This window comes from Limnohabitans sp. WS1 (genome assembly GCF_003063265.1).
Lineage (GTDB): Bacteria > Pseudomonadota > Gammaproteobacteria > Burkholderiales > Burkholderiaceae_C > Limnohabitans_A.
In genome coordinates this window covers 79062-100238 of the sequence record NZ_NERU01000002.1, presented here as the reverse complement: position 1 = coordinate 100238, position 21177 = coordinate 79062, and the positions used below count along the sequence as shown (strand labels likewise).

Annotated in this window: 19 protein-coding genes and 1 other RNA gene; 9 read left to right on the top strand and 11 right to left on the bottom strand. The window is 60.2% G+C overall.

Annotated features, from left to right (window positions below; all coding sequences use genetic code 11):
• The 4 genes from B9Z48_RS04190 to B9Z48_RS04175 are packed head-to-tail and all read right to left on the bottom strand — an operon-like array spanning nucleotide 1 to nucleotide 3818.
• Nucleotides 1-288: a hypothetical protein gene (locus B9Z48_RS04190; protein ID WP_108377258.1), complete on the bottom strand. Its 288-nt coding sequence runs from the start codon at nucleotides 286-288 to the stop codon at nucleotides 1-3.
• Nucleotides 288-1556 carry an O-antigen ligase gene (locus B9Z48_RS04185; protein WP_108377257.1) on the bottom strand — a complete coding sequence of 423 codons (1269 nt, stop codon included), beginning with the start codon at nucleotides 1554-1556 and terminating at the stop codon, nucleotides 288-290. Before B9Z48_RS04185 ends, B9Z48_RS04190 begins: the two co-directional genes overlap by 1 nt.
• Nucleotides 1543-2412 carry a glycosyltransferase family 2 protein gene (locus B9Z48_RS04180; protein WP_108377256.1) on the bottom strand — a complete coding sequence of 290 codons (870 nt, stop codon included), beginning with the start codon at nucleotides 2410-2412 and terminating at the stop codon, nucleotides 1543-1545. Before B9Z48_RS04180 ends, B9Z48_RS04185 begins: the two co-directional genes overlap by 14 nt.
• Nucleotides 2413-2414: 2 nt before the next feature.
• Entirely contained in the window at nucleotides 2415-3818 is a 1404-nt protein-coding gene (locus B9Z48_RS04175) for a phosphomannomutase/phosphoglucomutase (protein ID WP_108377255.1), read from the bottom strand.
• 153 nt (nucleotides 3819-3971) lie between these two features.
• On the opposite strand from B9Z48_RS04175, the gene B9Z48_RS04170 reads away from it, so the two are divergent.
• The 3 genes from B9Z48_RS04170 to B9Z48_RS04160 are packed head-to-tail and all read left to right on the top strand — an operon-like array spanning nucleotide 3972 to nucleotide 6981.
• Nucleotides 3972-5561, top strand: a complete 1590-nt coding sequence (locus B9Z48_RS04170) for an Ada metal-binding domain-containing protein (protein WP_199233448.1) — start codon at nucleotides 3972-3974, stop codon at nucleotides 5559-5561.
• Nucleotides 5558-6088 carry a methylated-DNA--[protein]-cysteine S-methyltransferase gene (locus tag B9Z48_RS04165; RefSeq protein WP_108377253.1) on the top strand — a complete coding sequence of 177 codons (531 nt, stop codon included), beginning with the start codon at nucleotides 5558-5560 and terminating at the stop codon, nucleotides 6086-6088. Before B9Z48_RS04170 ends, B9Z48_RS04165 begins: the two co-directional genes overlap by 4 nt.
• Nucleotides 6085-6981, top strand: coding sequence for a DMT family transporter (locus B9Z48_RS04160; RefSeq protein WP_108377252.1), 897 nt, complete (start codon nucleotides 6085-6087; stop codon nucleotides 6979-6981). Before B9Z48_RS04165 ends, B9Z48_RS04160 begins: the two co-directional genes overlap by 4 nt.
• A gap of 322 nt (nucleotides 6982-7303) precedes the next feature.
• Here the strand turns inward: B9Z48_RS04160 and B9Z48_RS04155 are convergent, their stop codons facing one another.
• Together B9Z48_RS04155 and B9Z48_RS04150 are read right to left on the bottom strand one after the other, a co-directional pair.
• A complete protein-coding gene (locus B9Z48_RS04155) occupies nucleotides 7304-8374 on the bottom strand; it encodes an RNA methyltransferase (protein ID WP_108377251.1) in 1071 nt (356 codons plus the stop codon).
• Nucleotides 8374-8595 (bottom strand): SlyX family protein, encoded by a 222-nt coding sequence (locus B9Z48_RS04150; protein WP_108286412.1) that lies wholly within the window; start codon nucleotides 8593-8595, stop codon nucleotides 8374-8376. Before B9Z48_RS04150 ends, B9Z48_RS04155 begins: the two co-directional genes overlap by 1 nt.
• Nucleotides 8596-8916: 321 nt before the next feature.
• Between B9Z48_RS04150 and metK the strand changes: the two genes are divergently transcribed.
• The gene (gene metK / locus B9Z48_RS04145) at nucleotides 8917-10098 is read left to right on the top strand and encodes a methionine adenosyltransferase (RefSeq protein WP_108377250.1); all 1182 of its coding nucleotides are present in this window, start codon (nucleotides 8917-8919) and stop codon (nucleotides 10096-10098) included.
• Nucleotides 10099-10158: 60 nt separating this feature from the next.
• Here metK and B9Z48_RS21515 read toward each other — a convergent pair whose 3' ends face one another.
• The 5 genes from B9Z48_RS21515 to ompA all read right to left on the bottom strand — a co-directional run bounded on the left by B9Z48_RS21515 (nucleotide 10159) and on the right by ompA (nucleotide 13041).
• Nucleotides 10159-10299 (bottom strand): hypothetical protein, encoded by a 141-nt coding sequence (locus B9Z48_RS21515; RefSeq protein ID WP_158273206.1) that lies wholly within the window; start codon nucleotides 10297-10299, stop codon nucleotides 10159-10161.
• 205 nt (nucleotides 10300-10504) lie between these two features.
• Nucleotides 10505-10893, bottom strand: a transfer-messenger RNA (tmRNA) gene (gene ssrA / locus B9Z48_RS04140).
• Nucleotides 10894-10906: 13 nt separating this feature from the next.
• Entirely contained in the window at nucleotides 10907-11572 is a 666-nt protein-coding gene (locus tag B9Z48_RS04135; protein WP_108377249.1) for an HAD-IA family hydrolase, read from the bottom strand.
• Nucleotides 11573-11574: 2 nt separating this feature from the next.
• Nucleotides 11575-12285 carry a bifunctional 2-polyprenyl-6-hydroxyphenol methylase/3-demethylubiquinol 3-O-methyltransferase UbiG gene (ubiG, locus tag B9Z48_RS04130; RefSeq protein WP_108377248.1) on the bottom strand — a complete coding sequence of 237 codons (711 nt, stop codon included), beginning with the start codon at nucleotides 12283-12285 and terminating at the stop codon, nucleotides 11575-11577.
• Between the two features lie 90 nt (nucleotides 12286-12375).
• Nucleotides 12376-13041: an outer membrane protein OmpA gene (gene ompA / locus B9Z48_RS04125; RefSeq protein WP_108377247.1), complete on the bottom strand. Its 666-nt coding sequence runs from the start codon at nucleotides 13039-13041 to the stop codon at nucleotides 12376-12378.
• A 231-nt stretch (nucleotides 13042-13272) separates the two neighbouring features.
• Here ompA and gyrA point away from each other — a divergent pair, with 231 nt between their 5' ends.
• The 5 genes from gyrA to B9Z48_RS04100 are packed head-to-tail and all read left to right on the top strand — an operon-like array spanning nucleotide 13273 to nucleotide 21100.
• Nucleotides 13273-15954, top strand: coding sequence for a DNA gyrase subunit A (gene gyrA / locus B9Z48_RS04120; protein ID WP_108377246.1), 2682 nt, complete (start codon nucleotides 13273-13275; stop codon nucleotides 15952-15954).
• A gap of 3 nt (nucleotides 15955-15957) precedes the next feature.
• The gene (gene serC, locus B9Z48_RS04115) at nucleotides 15958-17049 is read left to right on the top strand and encodes a 3-phosphoserine/phosphohydroxythreonine transaminase (RefSeq protein ID WP_108377245.1); all 1092 of its coding nucleotides are present in this window, start codon (nucleotides 15958-15960) and stop codon (nucleotides 17047-17049) included.
• A gap of 40 nt (nucleotides 17050-17089) precedes the next feature.
• Entirely contained in the window at nucleotides 17090-18190 is a 1101-nt protein-coding gene (gene pheA, locus B9Z48_RS04110) for a prephenate dehydratase (protein WP_108377244.1), read from the top strand.
• A 15-nt stretch (nucleotides 18191-18205) separates the two neighbouring features.
• Nucleotides 18206-19108, top strand: coding sequence for a prephenate dehydrogenase/arogenate dehydrogenase family protein (locus B9Z48_RS04105; RefSeq protein WP_108377243.1), 903 nt, complete (start codon nucleotides 18206-18208; stop codon nucleotides 19106-19108).
• On the top strand, nucleotides 19109-21100 hold the full coding sequence (locus tag B9Z48_RS04100; protein ID WP_108377242.1) for a bifunctional 3-phosphoshikimate 1-carboxyvinyltransferase/cytidylate kinase: 1992 nt from the start codon (nucleotides 19109-19111) through the stop codon (nucleotides 21098-21100).
• Nucleotides 21101-21177: the final 77 nt, after the last annotated feature.

Sequence of the window (21177 nt, the reverse complement as noted above, 5' to 3'; positions counted from 1 at the left end):
TCAGGCCCAAAGCTCGGGAATGACCACCGTGTGTTTGTCGGGATTGAATGCGCCAGCGATGTTGGACATGGAGGGTTTGCCCATCCAGCGCCATTTGAAAAACGCGCGTTTCAAAGGCACAGTGGAATCAAACCAGCCGACCTTGAAAAAAAAAGTATTGGGGTGCATCACGGCGGCCGAAAAACCGCGCGATTGGCCCAATGTGTGAATCAACTCTGCTTGCCTGTAAATGACCTTGACCCCGCCTACAGCCTTTCGAATGGCCGGGCATAAAAAAATGAGCTCCATCACTCTCCCTTGTGTTTCCTCTCCGACATGATCACAAGGCTCAGAAGCATCACAGACAGGGTGCAAAAAGAGTATCGAAAGGCATTGCGTCCCAAAGCATTGACCGTCAGGCCAAACTCAAAAAGCATGACCACGAGCAACATGCCCAACAAAACAAAAGCCGAGGTCTGGGCCTCTTGAACTTGCTTTTTGAATTGCCAAAACCCGAAAAACACACCCACGTACAAACCCAACACAGATAAAACGCCCACCGAGCCCGCCACAGCGGCAAAGTGTAGCAAATCGTTCTCAAAGACCGGCGCAATGCCTACAGGAACATTAAAAGGCTTCAAGTGTTCGGCCAGTTTGGCAAGCGCCTCGCCCCCAGACCAGCCCAACAGCGGCTTTTGGCTGAACAACTCCCATGCGTAAGACCACAACTCCAGGCGAATGCTGACGGACCAATCGGTGACTTCACCGGTGTCAAACCAATGCTTGGCACTGCCCCAGACCCCTTCCAAACGGCCCCAAACCAAGGCCTCAGGTGCCAGCAGGACCCCTTTGAGGATGAGCGCCACGATGCACAAAAGCCCCAAAGCCCGCCACATCAACGCTTTCTCGGCGGTCAAACGCCAGGCAAAAACAAACATGACCATCACAATCGACAACCAGCCGCCTTTGGTCCCGCTCAGCAAGGAAGCCCAAACGCCCATGAGTGCGCCGAGCAGCAAATACGCCCTGAGGTAGAACGAGGATTTGGCCTGCTGCGAATAGAGCACACCAAACAAGGCAATCGACGCCAGCACGACTGACAAGTCGCCAAAAATGATGGGGTGGTTCATGGCCCCTTTGGCACGCCCCACATCGAGCACCAAACTTTGGTAGCTGGCCAAGACGCCTGCCAGCCCTGCTGCGCTGGCCGCGCCCAACCACAGCACGCCCGCTTGCAATCGTGCCGTCAACACCCCGTGCAGCATCAAAGGGGCCATCAGAAAGGGAATGTAGGCCTCGTAATAGCCCGGCCCATAGCCATACCAAACTCCGACAAAAACACCCGCCACCACAAACGCTGCAAATCCCCAAGCCACTGAGCGCAACTGTGGCCAAGCCCAAAGCGAAGCCAGACTTTGCGGCAATTGCGAGACGCCCAGCAACCCCAATGTGGTCAAGAGCAAGGCCAACAACAAAGGCCCTCCCGGCACCACCAAGATCCAAGACAAGAACAGCCAGACCAGGCCATTTTGGAGCCGCTCACCCCGGGTCAGGGTTCCGGGATTAAATCGCATCATCGGCTTGCCACCTCACCAGGCCCATCCATCGCCCGGCCATGCGCGCGATGCGTTTGGGTGAAAACAACACCACACGCAAAGGCAGCGCCAGGGATGTGGACACAAGTAAGCTGCGCCGCTGACTCAAGGCGCGTGCCCGGGAACCATGTTTTTGCTCAAAAATGAGCTTCGACTGGGCGTGGTGAAAACCGCGCACGTACTCACTTTTTAAGGGCGAGCGTCCCTTGACCGAGCCCCGCGAGCGGTGCACCGCCTGGATGTCCGGCAACAGCACCATGGGACGTCGGGCATTAAAAAGACGAAGGCACACATCATCGTCTTCGTAGTAAAGAAAAAACCGCTCGTCAAAAAAGCCCACAGGTTCAAAACGGTCCATGCGAAACAACATGGCCGCACCGCACACAAAGCCCACACAACAAGGCCCTTCGGCCGCAGGCCCTTGGGACGTCCATAAAGTGTGGGGCCAGCGGTAATTGACTTCGGCTTGCCCTTTGGCAGTGACCAACTGCGGGGCCAGCAAAGCCGCATCGGGCATCGCCTCGGCTGCCGCCATCAAGGCCAGCAAACCTTCTGGGGTGATTTCGCAATCGGGGTTGAGCAAAAAGGCCAAAGGTGTTGTGACACGACTCAAAGCGCGGTTGTTGGCGGCACCAAAGCCCAAGTTATGGGGGTGGGCCAAGACCTGGGCTTGGGGCCACAAGGCTTGGGCTTGTGCGGGTGTGCCATCGTTGCTGGCATTGTCTGAAACGATGATGTGCGGACAATGTGCGAGCAAGGCATTCAAACCGGCCAAGCAGTGGGCACTGTGGTGGGTGACCACCACCACCGTGACCTGATCGAGCGTTGGCAAGTCCATGCTCAGTGCGCAGAGGCTTCGATCTGCGCATCGGGTTTGACCGAACGCAGCAGGGCCAGCATTTCGCCTTCGATGCGGTGCAGCGCCGCCTCGGTCTGGCCTTCAAAGCGCAGCACCAGCACGGGGGTGGTGTTGGAGGCACGGATCAGGCCAAAGCCATCGGGCCAATCCACGCGCAGGCCGTCAATGTCGGAAACCTTGGCGGGCGCACTGAAGGCGCTGGCCGCCTTGGCCTGCAGGGCGCGGGTCACGCTGTGCGGCTCGCCTTCGGCGCATTTCACATTCAGCTCGGGCGTGCTGAAGCTGGTGGGCAAGGCGTTGAGCACGGCGTTGGCATCGGGGCTCTGGCTGACGATCTCCAGCAGGCGGCAACCGGCGTAGGTGCCGTCGTCAAAACCGTACCAGCGCTCCTTGAAGAAGATGTGCCCGCTCATCTCGCCGCCCAGCGGGGCCTGGCCGCCTTCGGACTCAATCGCCTTCATCTTGGCCTTGATCAAGGAGTGGCCGGTTTTGTACATCAGGGGCTTGCCACCAGCGGCCTCGATGGCCGGGGCCAGGCGCTGCGAGCACTTCACGTCAAACAAGATGGTGCCGCCGGGCACGCGGCTGAGCACGTCCTGGGCAAACAGTTGCATCTGGCGGTCGGGGTAAATGTTGTTGCCGTCCTTTGTGACGATGCCCAGACGGTCGCCGTCACCGTCAAACGCCAGGCCCAACTCGGCCCCGGTGGTTTTCAGGGCATTCATCAGGTCTTGCAGGTTTTCGGGCTTGCTGGGGTCGGGGTGGTGGTTGGGAAATTCGCCATCAACCTCGCTGAACAGCTCGATCACCTCGCAGCCCAAGGCGCGAAAAATGCCGGGCGCAGACGCCCCGGCAATGCCATTGCCCGAGTCCACGACGATCTTCATGGGGCGGGCCAAGCGAATGTCACCCACGATGCGCTGGGTGTAGTCGGCCAACACATCCAAGTGCGACACGCTGCCACCGGCCTTGAGCTGCCAGGTTTCGGTTTCCATCATCTGGCGCAGGGCCTGGATTTCGTCGCCGTAAATGGCACGGCCGGCCAAGACCATCTTGAAGCCGTTGTAGTCCTTGGGGTTGTGGCTGCCGGTGACCTGGATGCCGCTTTGGCAGGCGGTGTTGGCCGCAAAGTAGAGCATGGGCGTGGTGGCCATGCCGATGTCGATGACCTGAATGCCTGCGGCCACCAAGCCGCGAATCAGCGCAGCCGACAAGCCAGGCCCGCTCAAGCGGCCATCGCGGCCCACGGCCACCTGGGTCTGGCCCTCGGCCAGCGCCTGGGTGCCAAAGGCCTTGCCCAGGCCCTCGGCCACTTGCTCGTTCAGCGTGGACGGCACCACGCCGCGGATGTCATAGGCTTTGAAGATGGAGGGGGTCACTTGCATGGGATGAAGCAATCAAAAGCCATGAGGCTTGGTTTATGAATTGAATGAGCATTGTAGGCGGCAAGGGTTGCAAAACAGAGACACCATCACGGGTCCGAAAACAGCACAAAACCCATGGTTCTGCGCACAGGTTTGCCGATAACATGGCTGCCGATGCATCACCTTCCATTTGCCCCACCCACCTCGACAGCCGGATCGAGCGAAGGCCTGGACGCGCAGCGCTGTTACCAGGCCATGGCCGACAAGGATGCAGCGTGGGATGGGCTGTTTTTCACCGGCGTGACCTCCACCGGCATTTATTGCCGCCCTGTTTGCCGGGTGAAACTGCCCCGCCAAGCCAACTGCCGCTTTTTTGAAACAGCCGTTCAAGCCGAGGCGCAAGGCTTCAGACCCTGCCTGCGCTGCCGCCCGGAACTGGCCCCCGCACGTCGCTTTTGGTCCACCACCGATGCCCAGGCGGTGCTGGCCGAAAGCGCGGCCCAACAGCTGCAATCGGCCATTCAGCAAGGCACCAAGCCGCCCAGCATGGCGGCATTGGCGGCGCAGCTGGGCGTGAGCGACCGGCACCTGAGGCGTCTGTTTTTGCACCATTGGCAGGTCTCGCCCCTGCAATACCTGCAAACCCAAAGGCTGCTGCACGCCAAACAGTGGCTGCAAGACAGCCCCCTGTCGGTGGCCCATGTGGCGCGTGCCAGTGGTTTTGGCTCGGCCAGGAACCTTTACGCCGCATTTGCCCAGCACTACCAACTCAGCCCGGGGCAACTTCGAACCGCAAGCGCGCCGCTGCGCAAGGCCCCCCAGCCCGGCACCGCCCTGGTTTTGCCCTACCGTCCGCCTTGTCAAATCGCCACGCTGTGGCAGTTTCTGCAAGACCGCAGCTTGAGCGGCATGGAAAGCTGGGAGGGCCAAGGCCCGCACGCCGTGTTGCGCAGGACGGTGCGCTGGCCTCACGCAAGCCAAGCCATCTCTGGCTGGCTGGAGCTGCGCTGGGACCGCACGCAAGCCGTGGTGCACCTGCGGGTCAGCGCCTCATTGGACCCCGTGTTGCCCCAGGTGGTGGCACAGGTGCGGGACTGGCTGGACCTGGACGCCGAGCCCGCCCGCATCGCACAGGTCATTGGGCGTGATTTTCCGCAAGCCCTGGGCCAACGTCTGCCCGGCTGCCTGGATGGTTTTGAGCTGGCCGTGCGGGCCATTTTGGGTCAACAAATCAGCGTCAAAGCCGCCCGCACGTTGGGCCAGAGGCTGGTCAACACCCTGGGCGAGCCCTGCAACACCCCCTGGCCCGAGCTAAACCGCACCTTTCCCAGCCCGGCCACTCTGGCGCGCGAAGAAAATGGCGCACTCATGGGCAGCCTGGGCTTGGTGCGGCAACGTCAAAGAGCCATACAGGCCCTGGCGCAGGCGGTCGAATCGGGCAGCCTGGACCTCAGCCGCCGCGCCCAGCTGGAGCCCACCTTGCAGGCGCTCATGGCCTTGCCCGGCATCGGCCCCTGGACGGCCCACTACATCGCCATGCGCGCCCTGCACTGGGCAGACGCCTGGCCAGTGCAGGATGTGGCCTTGCAAACCGCCTTGGGCGTGCGTCAGCACCCTCGCCCAACCCAAGCCCTGAAAGCCTTGGGCCAGGCCTGGCGGCCCTGCCGCAGCTATGCCCTGATCGCGGCCTGGCAGAGCTTGTCCCCTCAATCCGAGCCCTCCGATCACCCCGAGCCCCACAACCACAACGCCCCCGCACCATGACACCCCTGTTGACCCAACAATGGAACAGCCCCTTGGGGCCGATGATCTTGGCCGCTTCAGACCTGGGCCTGTGCGGCGTTTGGTTTGAAGGCCAGCGGCATGGCCCCAGCGATGAACGCCTGCGCGGCTGGACAAGCGTCACCGCACACCCGCTGCTGCAAGACGCCAGCGCGCAATTGCAGGCCTATTTCACGGGCGATTTGAACCGCTTTGATCTGCCGCTGGACCTGTCGGCAGGCACCGCATTCCAGCAATCGGTTTGGCAGGCTTTGCTGGCCATCCCGTCTGGCCACAGCCAAAGTTATGGCGACCTGGCCCGGCAACTGAACAACCCCAAGGCTGTTCGGGCGGTGGGCGCGGCCGTGGGGCGCAACCCGGTGAGTATCATCGTGCCCTGTCACCGCATCCTGGGCGGCGGTGGCCAACTCACGGGCTATGCAGGCGGGCTGTGGCGCAAACAGGCGCTGCTCAAACTGGAAGGCCACCCCATCGCCCTGCCCTCCTCTGATTCCCTCTTTCCTGAATGACTTCTTCTCACGCCAAAGGCTGGCTGGCCGACTTTCTGATTCTGTCGGCCATCTGGGGCTCGTCCTTTTTGTTCATGCGCATGGCGGCCGTCGAATTGGGGGCCTTGCCTACCGCCGCCATTCGGGTGGCCATTGCCGCTGCTTTTTTGCTGCCCATCATGCTGGCCAAAGGGCACTGGGCTGAGCTGCGGCGTCATTGGAAACCCGTTCTGTTTGTGGGCGCACTCAACAGCGGTATTCCGTTTGCCCTGTATTCCTTTGCGGTCATGCACATCACCACGGGTTTTTCATCCATCTTGAACGCCACCGTGCCTTTGTTTGGCGCAGTGGTGGCCTGGCTCTGGCTGGGGGACAAGCCCAGTTTGTCGCGCACCGTGGGTCTGGCCATCGGTTTTGGCGGCGTGGTGCTGCTGGCCGGTGGGCAGGCCAGCTTCAAGCCCAACGCCTCGGGCATAGCGCCCGCATGGGCGGTGCTCGCTTGTCTGGCGGCCACCACCTGCTATGCGCTGTCGGCCAGCTTCACCAAAAAGCACATCCCCAGCCTGCCCCCGCTGGTCACCGCCACCGGCAGCCAGATCGGGGCCACCTTGGCTTTGGTGTTGCCAGCGCTGTGGTTTCATCCCGACCAATGGCCCAGCACCTCGGTCTGGTGGTCCTTGATCACCGTGGGCGTGCTGTGCACCGGCGTGGCCTACATCCTGTATTTCAGACTCATCGAAGTGGCGGGGCCAGCACGCGCTTTGACGGTCACGTTTTTGGTGCCCGTCTTTGCCATCGCTTACGGCGTCCTGTTTCTGGGCGAAACCGTCACCGCCTGGATGCTGCTGTGCGGCGCGGTGATTTTGCTGGGCACATCGCTGTCCAGCGGGCTGGTCAAACTGCCTGGACGTTGAGCGGGCAGCCATGCATTTGTAGGTCGGCGGCTTCAGCCCCGACATGTGACCTTCGCAAAACCAACAACGTCGGACTCTGCGAGTACCGACGGGGAATTCGGCATTTTGTCGGCGCGAAGACCCGGGGCGTTTTGTAGGTCGGCGGCTTCAGCCCCGACAAGAGCTTTCGCAGAAACCAACAATGTCGGACTCTGCGAATACCGACCTGCGGGGAATGCGGTAATTTGTCGGCGCGAAGACCCGGGGCGTGTTGTAGGTCGGCGGCTTCAGCCCCGACAGGAGCTTTCACAGAAACCAACAATGTCGGCGCTGAAGCTCCGACCTACGGGGAGATGTGTGTGGCCTGGGGCTTCGAGCCTGACATGAACATTTTCACGGGCTGCACGCGCTGCACATCACGGGCACGCAACTGGCCGCAGCCGCCGTCCACATCCTGCCCGGCGGATTGGCGCAGTTTGGTCAGCACACCGCGCTGATGCAAGGTGCGGGCGATGCCAGCGGCCTTATCCCAACTCGGCCGGGCATAAGGCAGATCGGGCACCGCGTTGTAGGGAATCATGTTCATCAGCGCGTATTTGCCTTTCAGCAAACGCACGATGCCGTCGATTTCTTCATCGCTGTCGTTGACGCCTTCCATCAAGGTCCATTGGTACTGGATTGGATAACCCGTGGCGCGGGCGTACACCTCGCCCGCCTCAACCAGGTCTTGTGGGTCAAAACGCGGGGCTCGCGGCAGCAGCTGAGCCCGCAGATCGGCACGCGTGGTGTGCAGCGACAAAGCCAAGGCAGGCTTGACGCGGCCCTGCGGCAAACGTTCGAACACCCGCGCATCGCCCACGGTGGAAAACACCAGATTCTTGTGCCCGATGTTGCCCACCGTGCCCAGCAGGTCGATGGCGTCCATCACCGCTTCCAGGTTGTGCGAAGGCTCGCCCATGCCCATGAACACCACTTTTTTGACGGGCCTGAGCGTGCGGGCCAAAGCGACCTGCGCCACGATCTCGGCACTGCCCACCTGGCGAATCAGGCCTTCACGGCCGGTCATGCAAAACACACAGCCCACCGCGCAACCGACCTGGCTGGAAACACACAGGCCATCGCGCGGCAGCAAGACGCTTTCCACCGTCTGGCCGTCTTGCAGACCCACCAGCAAGCGGGCCGAGCCGTCTTGAGCCGGGTGCTGTTCGCGCAAGGTGACCAAGGCTGCGAGGGCCTCACTCAAGGCAGGCAGTGCCTCACGCACCGCCTTGGGCATGAAGCTCTCCAGCGGCCTGCGCCCAGTGTTTTGCGGTTTGGCTTGCGCCCACAAACGCAGCACACGCTGCTCGTGCAAGGCGTTGGCGCCCAAGGCACGCAAATGGTCCCGAATGTCCTGAATGCTGTGGAATTTCATCAGTAATGCGGCGGAATCTCGTCACGCAAATTGCGCACTTCAGCGCCACCGCCCGACTCGGGCAGGCGATCGCGCATCTGGCGCAGTTCCTGAATGAGCGCATCAATTTGCTGCTGCTGGCGGTACACCTGCGCATTGAGCTGGTCCAGCAGGTCTTCGGTAAAGCCTGCCTTGATTTCCAAGTCGACCAGGCGGTTTTCAATAGGGGTGGGAATGTCCATGGGCTGTATTGGACATGATTTTTGATGCACGCAGACAACATGCCAACCACGTTGGCGCTGAAGCAGCAGAACGAGAGGGCTTCGATTTGGAAGGCCGGCACAGAAGCGTACAGACGATCAGCCTTGAGTGAGAGGCGGCCTCTGCTTCATTGACAGTGCGTTCTTCAACACAGACTCCCAGCAAATTGATACAATCAAAAAATCGCCGAGTTAACTGAACTACTTGCAGGGCGATTCATAAATTCTGCTAAAGCGTTCGCCAGGCTCCGGGTTTTCAGGGTCGGCAACGCCGACAAACCTTTGAAAACAGGAGCCTTTTTTATGTCCAACGACTTCCTCTTCACCTCCGAATCCGTCTCGGAAGGCCATCCCGACAAAGTTGCAGATCAGATCTCTGACGCAATCCTTGACGCCATCTTTGAACAAGACCCCCGCAGCCGCGTGGCCGCCGAAACCCTGACCAACACCGGTCTGGTGGTCTTGGCCGGTGAGATCACCACCAACGCGCACGTCGACTACATCCAGGTGGCCCGCGACACCATCAAGCGCATCGGCTACGACAACACCGACTACGGCATCGACTACAAGGGTTGCGCGGTCATGGTTTGCTACGACAAGCAATCCAACGACATCGCCCAAGGCGTGGACCATGCGTCTGACGACCACCTCAACATCGGCGCGGGCGACCAAGGCCTGATGTTCGGCTACGCCTGCAGCGAAACACCCGAGCTGATGCCCGCCCCCATTTATTACGCCCACCGTTTGGTCGAGCGCCAGGCCCAGCTGCGCAAAGACGGCCGCCTGCCTTTCTTGCGCCCCGACGCCAAGAGCCAGGTGACCATGCGTTACGTGGACGGCAAGCCCCACAGCATCGACACCGTGGTGCTGTCCACCCAGCACAGCCCCGACCAGTCGGAAACATCGACCAAGATGAAAGCAAGCTTCACCGAAGCCATCATCGAAGAGATCATCAAACCCGTGCTGCCCAAAGAGTGGCTGCAAGACACCAAGTACCTGATCAACCCCACCGGCCGTTTCGTCATTGGCGGCCCCCAGGGCGATTGCGGTTTAACTGGCCGCAAGATCATTGTGGACACCTACGGCGGTGCCTGCCCCCACGGCGGTGGTGCCTTCTCTGGCAAAGACCCGTCCAAGGTAGACCGCTCTGCCGCTTACGCCGCCCGCTATGTGGCCAAGAACATTGTGGCCGCAGGTCTGGCCACCCAGTGCCAGGTGCAGGTGGCCTACGCGATTGGCGTGGCACGTCCCATGAACATCACCGTCAACACCGCCGGAACGGGTGTGATTTCAGACGACAAATTGTCCGCCTTGGTGGCTGAGCACTTTGACCTGCGCCCCAAAGGCATCATCCAGATGCTGGACCTGCTGCGCCCCATCTACAGCAAGACCGCCGCTTACGGCCACTTTGGCCGTGACGAGCCCGACTTCACTTGGGAACGCACCGACCGTGCTGCTGCACTGAAGGCCGCTGCAGGCCTTTGATTCCAGCCTGCCAGCACTGGGTCAGACTCAAGCCACCCGGCATGATACGGGTGGCTTTTTTTATGCAGGATTGCCCGCTGGAGGGCATTCCAACGCTTCTTTAAAAAGCGCTAAAACAGGGCTTGCAGGGTCAAAACCATGTTTTGGGGAAATGCGATCTAGATCCGAAAAAACCACGCCAAGACTTGCATCGATCAGCATGGGGGCGTTCTCTCAGGTGTCCGGGGGGCAAACCGGGGAACGTTCCCCGTTTTTTCAGATTTTACCCCGGTTGTTCCCCGCTTTGTTACCCCGTTTGGTTTGGCTGTCAACGAACGCTAATGAACGTCCTTGCACTGTAAACCCTTGATTTCCCAAAGAAAAAGGGCGTTTACTGAAACTCAGTAAACGCCCTTGAACTTGCATATGGTGGAGCTGGGGGGATTTGAACCCCCGTCCATAAGTCTTTTTCGTACAGTTCTACATGTGTAGTCGTCTGATTTGAGTCTCGCCAAATGAACCGCGCAGCGACACGCTGAACACCCAGCCAGCACCCTTTTTTCTCACACCACCTCAAGGTACCCGAGGTGATGCCAGCCCATATGTTTTACCTTGCAGTTAGGACTTTGAGGGGTTTAACCCCCTCATCACCCTGACCCAGCCTATCGGCCAACTGTTGCAAGGCTCACCGGATTAAGCGGCGAGTGCGAAACGTTCGTCGTTTGCAGTTAGTTTTTTTTCCGAAGATTAACGAGGATCAGAACCTCGACATGCCCTGCCACGCGTCCGAACCCATGTCGAAACCAGTGCAGCCCCTGAACGTTCTATTTTAGGCGCTCTTGAGGGATTTCAAGAGGTCCATCGGAGAATCAATGTGCAAATGGGCATTCCAGCGCGAAATATCGGTCTGTTGGCCCAAATAACCGTAAGTGGCTGCCACCGTGCCCATGCCTGCGGCCAAACCCGCCACGATGTCACGCTCATCGTCGCCAACATACACGCATCGGGCCGGGTCGATGGCCAAACGCCTTGCGGCTTCGAAAAGGGGTTCGGGATGCGGTTTGGCGTGTGGGGTGGTGTTGCCACTGACGATGGTCCCGGCCGTAGCGAACAAAGGCATGGCCGATGTGAGCGGATCGGTGAATCTGCTGGATTTGTTGGTCACCACACCCCAGGGCATGCCTTGCGCCACCAAACTCGCAATCAGCTCAACCACGCCATCAAAAATGCGGGTGCGCTCAGTCATGCAGCGCTCATAGTTGACGAAGAACTCTTCCTTCATCGCCTCAAAGTCGGCGTGATCGGGTGTCATGCCAAAGCCAATGCCCAACATGCCTCGGGCACCCGCACCGGCCATGTGGCGGTAGTGGTCCAAGGGAAAAGAAGACAAACCACGGTCAACCCGCATTTTGTCTACCGCTGCGCCCAAATCAGGGGCACTGTCAATCAAGGTGCCGTCCAAATCAAACAAGACGGCTTGTACGTTGTGGAACATGTTCAGGCTTTCTTGCACGCCAGCAAATAGTTGACACTGGTGTCTTGACTGAGCCAATAGCGCTTGGTGAAGGGGTTGTATTCCATGCCTTTGAAGCCTTGGGCGTCCAGCCCTGCTTCACGCGCCCAAGATGTGAGTTCGCTGGGCTTGATCAGGCGGGCAAACTCGTGCGTTCCTTTGGGCAAGAGTTTGAGGATGTACTCGGCACCAACGATGGCGAACAGAAAGGATTTGGGATTTCGGTTGAGTGTGGAAAAGAACACCCAGCCCCCAGGCTTGACCATTTGGGCACAGGCCTTGACCACCGAGGCCGGATCCGGAACGTGTTCCAGCATTTCCATACAAGTGACCACATCAAATTGCTGGGGTTTTTCTTCGGCCAAGGCTTCAGCACTGACTTCGCGGTACTGAACGCCTTGCGTGCCCGCTTCGAGCGCATGCAATTGGGCCACTTTGAGGGATTTGGTGGCCAAATCAATGCCCAAAACCTCTGCCCCTTTTCGAGCCATGGCGTCGGCCAAAATGCCGCCACCACAACCGACATCCACCACTTTCAATCCCGTGAGTGGCACCAAGCCGTGAATCCACTCCAAACGCAAGGGGTTGATTTGATGCAAGGGACGGAATTCGCTTTCGGGGTCCCACCAGCGGTGGGCGAGGTCTGAAAACTTGGCCAATTCGGCCGGATCAACATTGGATGAGCTTGGATTCATGGGCTGGATTGTCGGTTAAAGCACAGCACTCAGAAAATTTGAGGCAAAAAAAAGCCCCATTGCTGGGGCTTTTGGGCAATCCAGAGAGGATTACTTGTTGGCGCGTGTGCCCACCACTTCGATTTCCACGCGGCGGTTTTTAGCGCGGCCAGCAGAAGTCTTGTTGTCAGCCACAGGCTGCTTCTCGCCTTTGCCTTCGGTGTAAACGCGGTTCTTTTCAATGCCTTTGGACACCAAATAGGCCTTCACAGCGTCAGAGCGCTTGACCGACAGCTTCTGGTTGTAAGCGTCAGAACCCACGGAGTCGGTGTGACCGACAGCGATGATGACTTCCAGGTTCACGCCTTTGACTTTACCGACCAAGTCGTCGAGCTTGGCTTTGCCTTCAGCTTTCAACACGGCTTTGTCGAAGTCGAAGAACGCGTCGGCAGCGTAAGTCACTTTGGTGGCAGCAGCAGGCGCAGGTGCTGGTTTTGGAGCTGGTTTTGGAGCGGGTGCAGGAGCGGCTTTTGGAGCTGGGGCAGGCGCAGCTGGGGCAGGCGCTGGTGCAGCTTTAGGAGCCACGATGGCACCGTCGCAACCAGCAGCAGCTGTAGCAGGTGTCCAGTTGGCATCGCGCCAGCACAGTTCGTTGGTGCCGTTTTTCCACACCAAGTCGCCGGAGCCGTTGCGCCAGTTGTCAACGGTTTGAGCGCCGGCTGCGGTTGCGAGAGCTGCGGAGGCAAACAACATCGCCACTTTGTTGAGTTTCTTCATGGTCTTCCTCTTGAGGGATAAAGCCGCAGACTCGCTGCGTAAAAATGACACAGCAAATGACCGTCACTTACTGCGTTGACATTTATTGTGCCATAGACGGCGGTGACTTCTGTCAAATGCTGAACAGACGATAAAAGCATTCGTTGAAAACACTGACAAATGTTGCAACGAAGCTACACTCGCATGCACTTAAAATGAGTGGTTTACACCGCGTTACTTTTCTTCCTACATATGACCCAGTTCGCCAAAGAAACACTGCCCATCAGTCTGGAAGAGGAAATGCGACGCAGCTACCTCGATTACGCCATGAGCGTGATCGTGGGCCGTGCATTGCCCGATGCGCGCGATGGCCTGAAACCCGTGCACCGCCGTGTGTTGTTTGCGATGCACGAGCTGAACAACGACTGGAACCGTCCGTATAAAAAGTCGGCCCGTATCGTGGGTGACGTGATTGGTAAGTACCACCCTCACGGTGACCAGTCGGTATACGACACGATCGTGCGCATGGCACAAGACTTTTCCATGCGCCACATGCTGGTGGACGGCCAGGGGAACTTTGGCTCGGTCGACGGCGACAACGCGGCGGCGATGCGTTACACCGAAATCCGCTTGGCCAAGATTGCCCATGAGATGCTGGCCGACATCGACAAGGAAACCGTGGACTTCGGGCCCAACTACGACGGCTCCGAAAAAGAACCCCTGGTCTTGCCCTCGCGGCTGCCCAATTTGCTGATCAACGGCTCAGGCGGCATCGCTGTGGGCATGGCCACCAACATCCCACCGCACAACTTGAACGAGGTGGTGGACGCTTGCTTGCATTTGCTGCGCAACCCCGAAGCATCCATCGACGAATTGATGGAAATCGTGCCCGCGCCGGATTTCCCCACGGGTGCCATCATTTACGGCATGACCGGGGTGAAAGACGGCTACCGGACAGGGCGTGGACGCGTTGTGATGCGAGCCAAATGCCACTTTGAAGACATCGACAAAGGCCAACGCCAGTGCATCGTGGTTGACGAACTGCCTTACCAGGTCAACAAAAAGACCCTGCAAGAGCGCATGGCCGAGCTGGTGCACGAAAAGAAAATCGAAGACATCAGCCACATCCAGGACGAGTCCGACAAGTCGGGCATGCGTTTGGTGATCGAGCTCAAGCGCGGCGCAGTGCCCGAAGTGGTGCTGAACAACCTGTACAAACAGACGCAGCTGCAAGACACCTTTGGCATGAACATGGTGGCCTTGATCGACGGCCAGCCCAAGCTGTGCAACCTGAAAGACCTGATCCAGGTCTTTTTGCAACACCGCCGCGAAGTGGTGACACGCCGCACGGTGTTCGAGCTGCGCAAAGCACGTGACCGTGGCCATGTGCTCGAAGGCCTGGCCGTGGCTTTGGCCAATATTGACGACTTCATTGCCATCATCCGCAATGCGCCCACACCACCCGTGGCCAAAGCCGAGCTGATGACCCGCTCTTGGGACAGCCAGATGGTACGCACCATGCTGACGCGTGCCCGTGACGATGGCTCCGTGGTCGATGCCGACGACTACCGCCCCGAAGGGCTCGATCGCGAATACGGCATGGGTCAAGACGGCCTGTACCGCCTGTCAGACACGCAAGCGCAAGAGATTTTGCAGATGCGCCTGCAACGCCTGACCGGGCTGGAGCAGGACAAAATCGTCGCCGAGTACAAAGAGGTCATGTCCGAAATTGAAGACCTGTTGGACATCCTCGCCAAACCCGAGCGCGTGTCCACCATCATTGGCGACGAGCTGGGCACCGTGCGCCAAGAATTTGGCCAGACCAAAATTGGCGCTCGCCGCAGCGAGATCGAGCACAGTGCGCAAGACCTCTCCACCGAAGACCTGATCACGCCCACCGACATGGTCGTGACACTTTCGCACAGTGGTTACATCAAGAGTCAACCGCTGAGTGAATACCGCGCCCAAAAGCGCGGCGGTCGTGGCAAACAAGCGGCAGCCACCAAAGAAGACGACTGGATCGACCAGCTCTTCATCGCCAACACACACGACTACCTGCTGTGCTTCTCCAATCGGGGTCGTTTGTATTGGCTGAAGGTCTGGGAAGTACCGGCCGGCTCACGCGGCTCACGCGGTCGCCCCATCGTCAACATGTTCCCCCTGCAAGAAGGCGAGAAAATCAACGTCGTGCTGGCCCTGACCGGTGCAGCACGCACCTTCCCAGACAACCAATATGTGTTCATGGCCACCTCCATGGGCACCGTGAAAAAGACATCGCTGGACGAATTCAACAACCCCCGCAAAGGCGGCATCATCGCCGTCAATTTGGACGAGGGTGACTTCTTGATTGGCGCTGCCCTCACAGACGGGCAGCACGACGTGATGCTGTTCAGCGACGGTGGCAAGGCCGTGCGTTTTGACGAAAACGATGTGCGCCCGCTGGGCCGCAGTGCACGCGGCGTGCGCGGCATGATGATCGAAGACCACCAAAGCGTGATCGCCATGCTGGTGTCGGAACAAGAAAACCCCGACACCCCCGCCGATGAAGCCAAAGCCCGCGCCAGTGTGCTCACGGCCACCGAAAACGGCTACGGCAAGCGCACCAGCATCACCGAATACACCCGCCACGGCCGTGGCACCAAGGGCATGATCGCCATCCAGCAATCCGAGCGCAACGGCAAAGTGGTTGCCGCCACCTTGGTGCATGCCGACGACGAGATCATGCTGATCACCGACACCGGCGTTTTGGTGCGCACCCGCGTGTCCGAAATCCGGGAACTGGGCCGCGCCACACAAGGTGTGACCCTGATTGGTCTGGACGCCGGTGCCAAGCTGTCAGGCCTGCAACGCATTGTGGAAAACGACGCGAATGCCAGCGATGGTGAAAGTGACAGCACCAACACTTCTGATGACAACACACCCGCAGCGGAATAAGGCATGAGTCGCGCTTTCAATTTTTCGGCCGGTCCGGCCGTCATGCCCGAAGAGGTCTTGCAACAAGCGGCCTCAGAAATGCTCGATTGGCACGGCTCGGGCATGAGCGTGATGGAGATGAGCCACCGCGGCAAAGAGTTCATCAGCATTTACGAGCAGGCCGAAGCGGACTTGCGTGAGCTGCTGGCCGTGCCCGCCCACTTCAAAATTTTGTTCATGCAAGGTGGTGGCTTGGCGGAAAACGCCATCGTGCCCCTGAACCTGTCGCAAGGCGAGGCCATGGACTTTGTGCTCACGGGCAGCTGGAGCCAAAAGTCGCTCAAAGAAGCGGGCAAATACGGCACCGCCCGCGTGGCGGCCTCGGCGCAAGCCGACGGCTTCATCACCCTGCCCGCGCCAGCCACTTGGCAAATTGGCTCGGACAGCCGCTATGTGCACATTTGCGGCAACGAAACCATCCACGGGGTGGAGTTTCATGAACTGCCCGACCTCAAAGCCTTGGGGTGTGACGCCCCGCTGGTGGTGGACTTTTCATCGCATGTGGCCTCCCGCCCGGTGGACTGGTCGCGGGTAGGTCTGGCTTTTGGTGGTGCACAAAAAAACCTCGGCCCCGCAGGCCTGACTTTGGTCATCGTGCGCGAAGACCTGATCGGCCACACCCTGCCCCATTGCCCCAGCGCCTTCGACTACAAACTGGTGGCCGACAACCAGTCGATGTACAACACGCCGCCCACCTACAGCATCTACATCGCCGGGCTGGTGTTCCAATGGCTCAAGAAAAACGGCGGCATTGCCGCCATGGAACAGCGCAACATCGCCAAGGCCCAGCTGCTGTATGACTTTCTCGACAGCTCCAGCCTGTTCGAAAACCGTGTCGCCCAAGACTGCCGCTCACGCATGAACGTGCCCTTCTTCTTGCGCGACGAATCGCGCAACGACGCCTTTCTGGCCGGGGCCAAAGCCGCCAATTTGTTGCAGCTCAAGGGCCACAAATCAGTCGGTGGCATGCGGGCCAGCATCTACAACGCCATGCCCATCGAAGGCGTGCAGGCCTTGGTGGCTTACATGCGCGAATTTGAAAAAACACAGGCCTGAAGTTTTCTCCCGAAACAGGCCGCCAGAAAGTAGAAGAGACATGAGCCAACAACCCATTCAGTCGGATGCCTTGGGCGCTTTGCGTGTGCAGATTGACGCGCTGGACAAACAGCTGCTGAGCCTGCTCAACCAACGCGCCCATGTGGCCGAACAAGTCGGCGAGATCAAACGCGCCGAAGGCTCACCCTTCTTCCGGCCCGACCGCGTGGCCCAGGTCATCGACAAGATCACCAACGCCAACCCCGGCCCGCTCAAAAACGAGCATGTGGCCTCTATTTGGCGCGAGATCATGTCGGCCTGCTTGGCGCTCGAAGCGCCCCAGCGCGTGGCGGTGCTCGGCCCGCAGGGCACGTTTTGTGAACAAGCCGCCATCGAGTTTTTTGGCAGCGCGGCCAACCTGATTTACTGCGCCAACTTCGACGAAGTCTTCCACGCCACCGCAGCGGGCACCGCCCAGTACGGCGTGGTCGGCATGGAGAACTCCACCGAAGGTGTGGTCGCGCGTTCGCTCGATTTGTTCTTGCGCTCGCCCGTGCATGTGGTGGGCGAAGTCAGCCTGCAGGTGCGTTTTAATTTGCTGCGTCAGCTCAACTCTGACGCGGGCATTGAGGTCGTGATGGCCCACCCCCAGGCGCTGGCCCAGTGCCAAGGCTGGTTGTCCAAACACCTGCCGCATGTGGAACGCCGCGCCGTGTCGAGCAACGCCGAAGGCGCGCGCTTGGCCGCCACCAACCCGGCCTGGGCGGCCTTGGCCAGCGAACGCGCAGCCAGCCAATTTGGCCTGCACATCGTGCACCACGCCATCCAGGACGAAGCGTTCAACCGCACACGCTTTGCCGTGATCACCCTGCCCCAAACCCTGGCCACGCCACCGGCTTCGGGCAAGGACTGCACCAGCTTGGTGGTGTCGGTGCCCAACCGCCCAGGTGCGGTGCACGACTTGTTGGTGCCGCTCAAAAACAATGGCGTGTCCATGACGCGCTTTGAGTCGCGTCCCGCCAAATCGGGCCAGTGGGAATATTACTTCTACATCGACCTGCAAGGCCACATCAGCGAGCCGCATGTCGCGGCGGCCTTGCAAGAGCTGCAAGGCCTGTGCGCGTTCTACAAGGTGCTGGGTTCTTACCCCGTTCCTGAATGACTCCCGAGTGAGCGCATGGTGAAATTCCAACGCCTGGCCCTGATTGGCTGCGGCCTGATGGGTGGCTCGTTTGCGCTCGCGCTGCGCCAAGCGGGCCTGGTGCAGCACATCACCGGTTTCAGCGCCTCCGAAAAAACACGCCAACGCGCAGTGGACCTGAAGGTCATCGACCAAGCCTGCAACAACGTGGCCGAGGCGGTGCAAGGTGCCGATTTGGTCTTGCTGGCCGTGCCCGTGGGGGCCATGCACAGCAGCTTTGCTGCGCTGCGAGACACCCTCTCGCCCAATGCCTTGCTGATGGACGTGGGCTCGACCAAATGCGACGTGATCGCGGCAGCCCAGGCGGCCTTGGGCGAACGCCTCAATTGTTTGGTGCCTGCCCACCCGATTGCGGGCAAGGAAGTCGCTGGCATCGAGCACGCCGAGGGCACGCTTTACCAAGCGCGCCGCACCATCCTCACGCCCTTGCCACACAACAGCATCCGCCAAATCAAAACAGCGAGCGAGGTCTGGACCGCCATCGGCAGCCATGTGAGCCAGATGACGCCCGAGGCGCACGACGCCACCTTTGCGGCCGTCAGCCACTTGCCCCACCTGTTGGCCTTTGCAGCCGTCAATGCGCTCACCGCACAGCCACAAGGTGCTGCATTTTTGGAGATGGCAGGCCCGGGCTTTCGGGATTTTTCACGCATCGCCGCCAGCGACCCGGCAGTCTGGCGCGACATCCTGAGCGCCAACCGGGCCGAAGTGCTCACGCAGATGGCGCACTTTCGCGCTGCGCTCGACCAGTTTGAAAACACCTTGAAGCAAGGCGACACCGCCGCGCTGCAACAGTTGATTGAACAAGCCAGCGATGTGCGTGCGGCTTGGACCTTGCAAGCGGGCAACGCTTGCAGCAAAGTTTCTGAAAACCCTTAAATGTTCTCCACCCCTTTCCTCGACCTCCCTGCGCTGCAAGGCGCGTCCGGCACTGTCACCCTGCCCGGCTCCAAAAGCATCTCGAACCGCGTGCTGCTGCTCTCGGCCCTGTGCCAAGGCACCACCGTGGTCCACGACCTGCTGGACTCGGACGACACCCGCGTCATGCTGGCCGCGCTGCGCCAACTGGGCTGCGGCCTGGAGGTGCAAGGCACCACAGTGACCATCACGGGCCTCGGTGGCCGCACCTGGCCCAGTGAAGCCATTGAATTTTTCATGGGCAACGCGGGCACGGCCATGCGCCCGCTCACTGCTGCGCTGGCCGTTCAGGGCGGTGACTTCACGCTCAAAGGCGTGCCCCGAATGCACGAGCGCCCCATTGGGGACCTGGTGGATGCCCTGCGCGAGCTGGGCTGCGCCATCGACTACCTGGGCAACGAGGGCTACCCGCCGTTGCGCGTACGCCAGCCAACGCTGCAACTGGACAAACCCATCCCCGTGCGGGGCGATGTGTCCAGCCAATTTCTGACGGCCTTGTTGATGGCGCTGCCCTTGGCGGCCCAAGACCGCGCCATCACCATCGAGGTGGTGGGCGAACTCATCAGCAAGCCTTACATTGAAATCACACTCAACCTGCTGGCCCGTTACGGCATTGCCGTGGAGCGCCAAGGCTGGGAACGTTTTGTCATCCCGGCGGGCAGCCGCTACCAGTCGCCGGGCACGATCCACGTCGAAGCCGATGCGTCTTCGGCCAGCTACTTCATCGCACTCGGCGCCATCGCCCAAGGCAGCGGCATCCGCATCCAGGGCGTTGGGGCCGACTCGATTCAGGGCGACATCCGCTTCATGGATGCCGCAGCGCAAATGGGCGCAAAAATCACCAGCGGCCCCAACTGGCTGGAGATCCAGCGCGGCGCATGGCCGCTCAAAGGCATCACGCTCGACTGCAACCACATCCCCGACGCCGCCATGACGCTGGCCGTGATGGCGCTGTATGCCGATGGCCCCACCACGCTGCGCAACATCGCCAGCTGGCGCGTGAAAGAAACCGACCGCATTGCGGCCATGGCCAACGAAAGCCGCAAGCTCGGTGCCACCGTCGAAGAAGGCCCGGACTGGATCACCATCCACCCCCTGCCTGCGGACCAGTGGCAACGCGCCAGCATCCACACCTACGACGACCACCGCGTGGCCATGTGCTTCTCTCTGGCAGCGTTCAACGCCGACCTGGTTCCGGTGCGCATCGAAGACCCCAAGTGCGTGGCCAAGACCTTCCCCGACTACTTTGAAGCCCTGTTCTCGGTGGCGCACACAGCCGCCCACAACATCCCTGTGATCTGCATCGACGGCCCCACGGCCTCGGGCAAAGGCACGCTGGCCAGCCGCGTGGCCGCTCAGCTGGGCTACCACTACCTCGATTCGGGCGCGCTCTACCGCGTCACGGCCCACGCCGCTTTGCAAGCGGGTCTCACGCTGGAAGCCGCCGACGAAGCCAAGATCGCCGAGCTTGCCCGCAGCCTGCCCGTGCTTTTTGAAGGTGAGCAGGTCTTACTGGACGGCGTGGACGTGACCGATGCGATCCGCAGCGAGCAAGGCGGCATGAACGCCTCCAAAGTGTCTGTCTTGCCAGCAGTGCGCCAAGCGCTGATCGACCTGCAACACAGTTTTCAGCGCCTGCCTGGCCTCTTGGCCGACGGCCGTGACATGGGCACGGTGATCTTTCCAGAAGCCGCGTTGAAGGTGTTTTTGACCGCCAGCGCCGCAAAACGGGCCGAAAGACGGCATAAGCAATTGATTTTGAAGGGTTTTTCGGCTAATATCGATGCTCTTCGCGCTGACTTGGAAGCACGCGACGCCCGGGACACATCCCGGAGCGTGGCGCCTCTGAAGCCCGCACAAGATGCCTTGCAACTGGACAACTCGTCCTTGACCATCGAAGCCTCGGTGGAACAGGTGATGGTCTGGTGGCAAAGCCGGCAGGTTTTTGGTTGATCGACACAAATTGATCCACTGACAACAGCCACCCCAGCCCGCCGAGTGCAGGCTGACCTGAAGTTCCACCCGGCTCT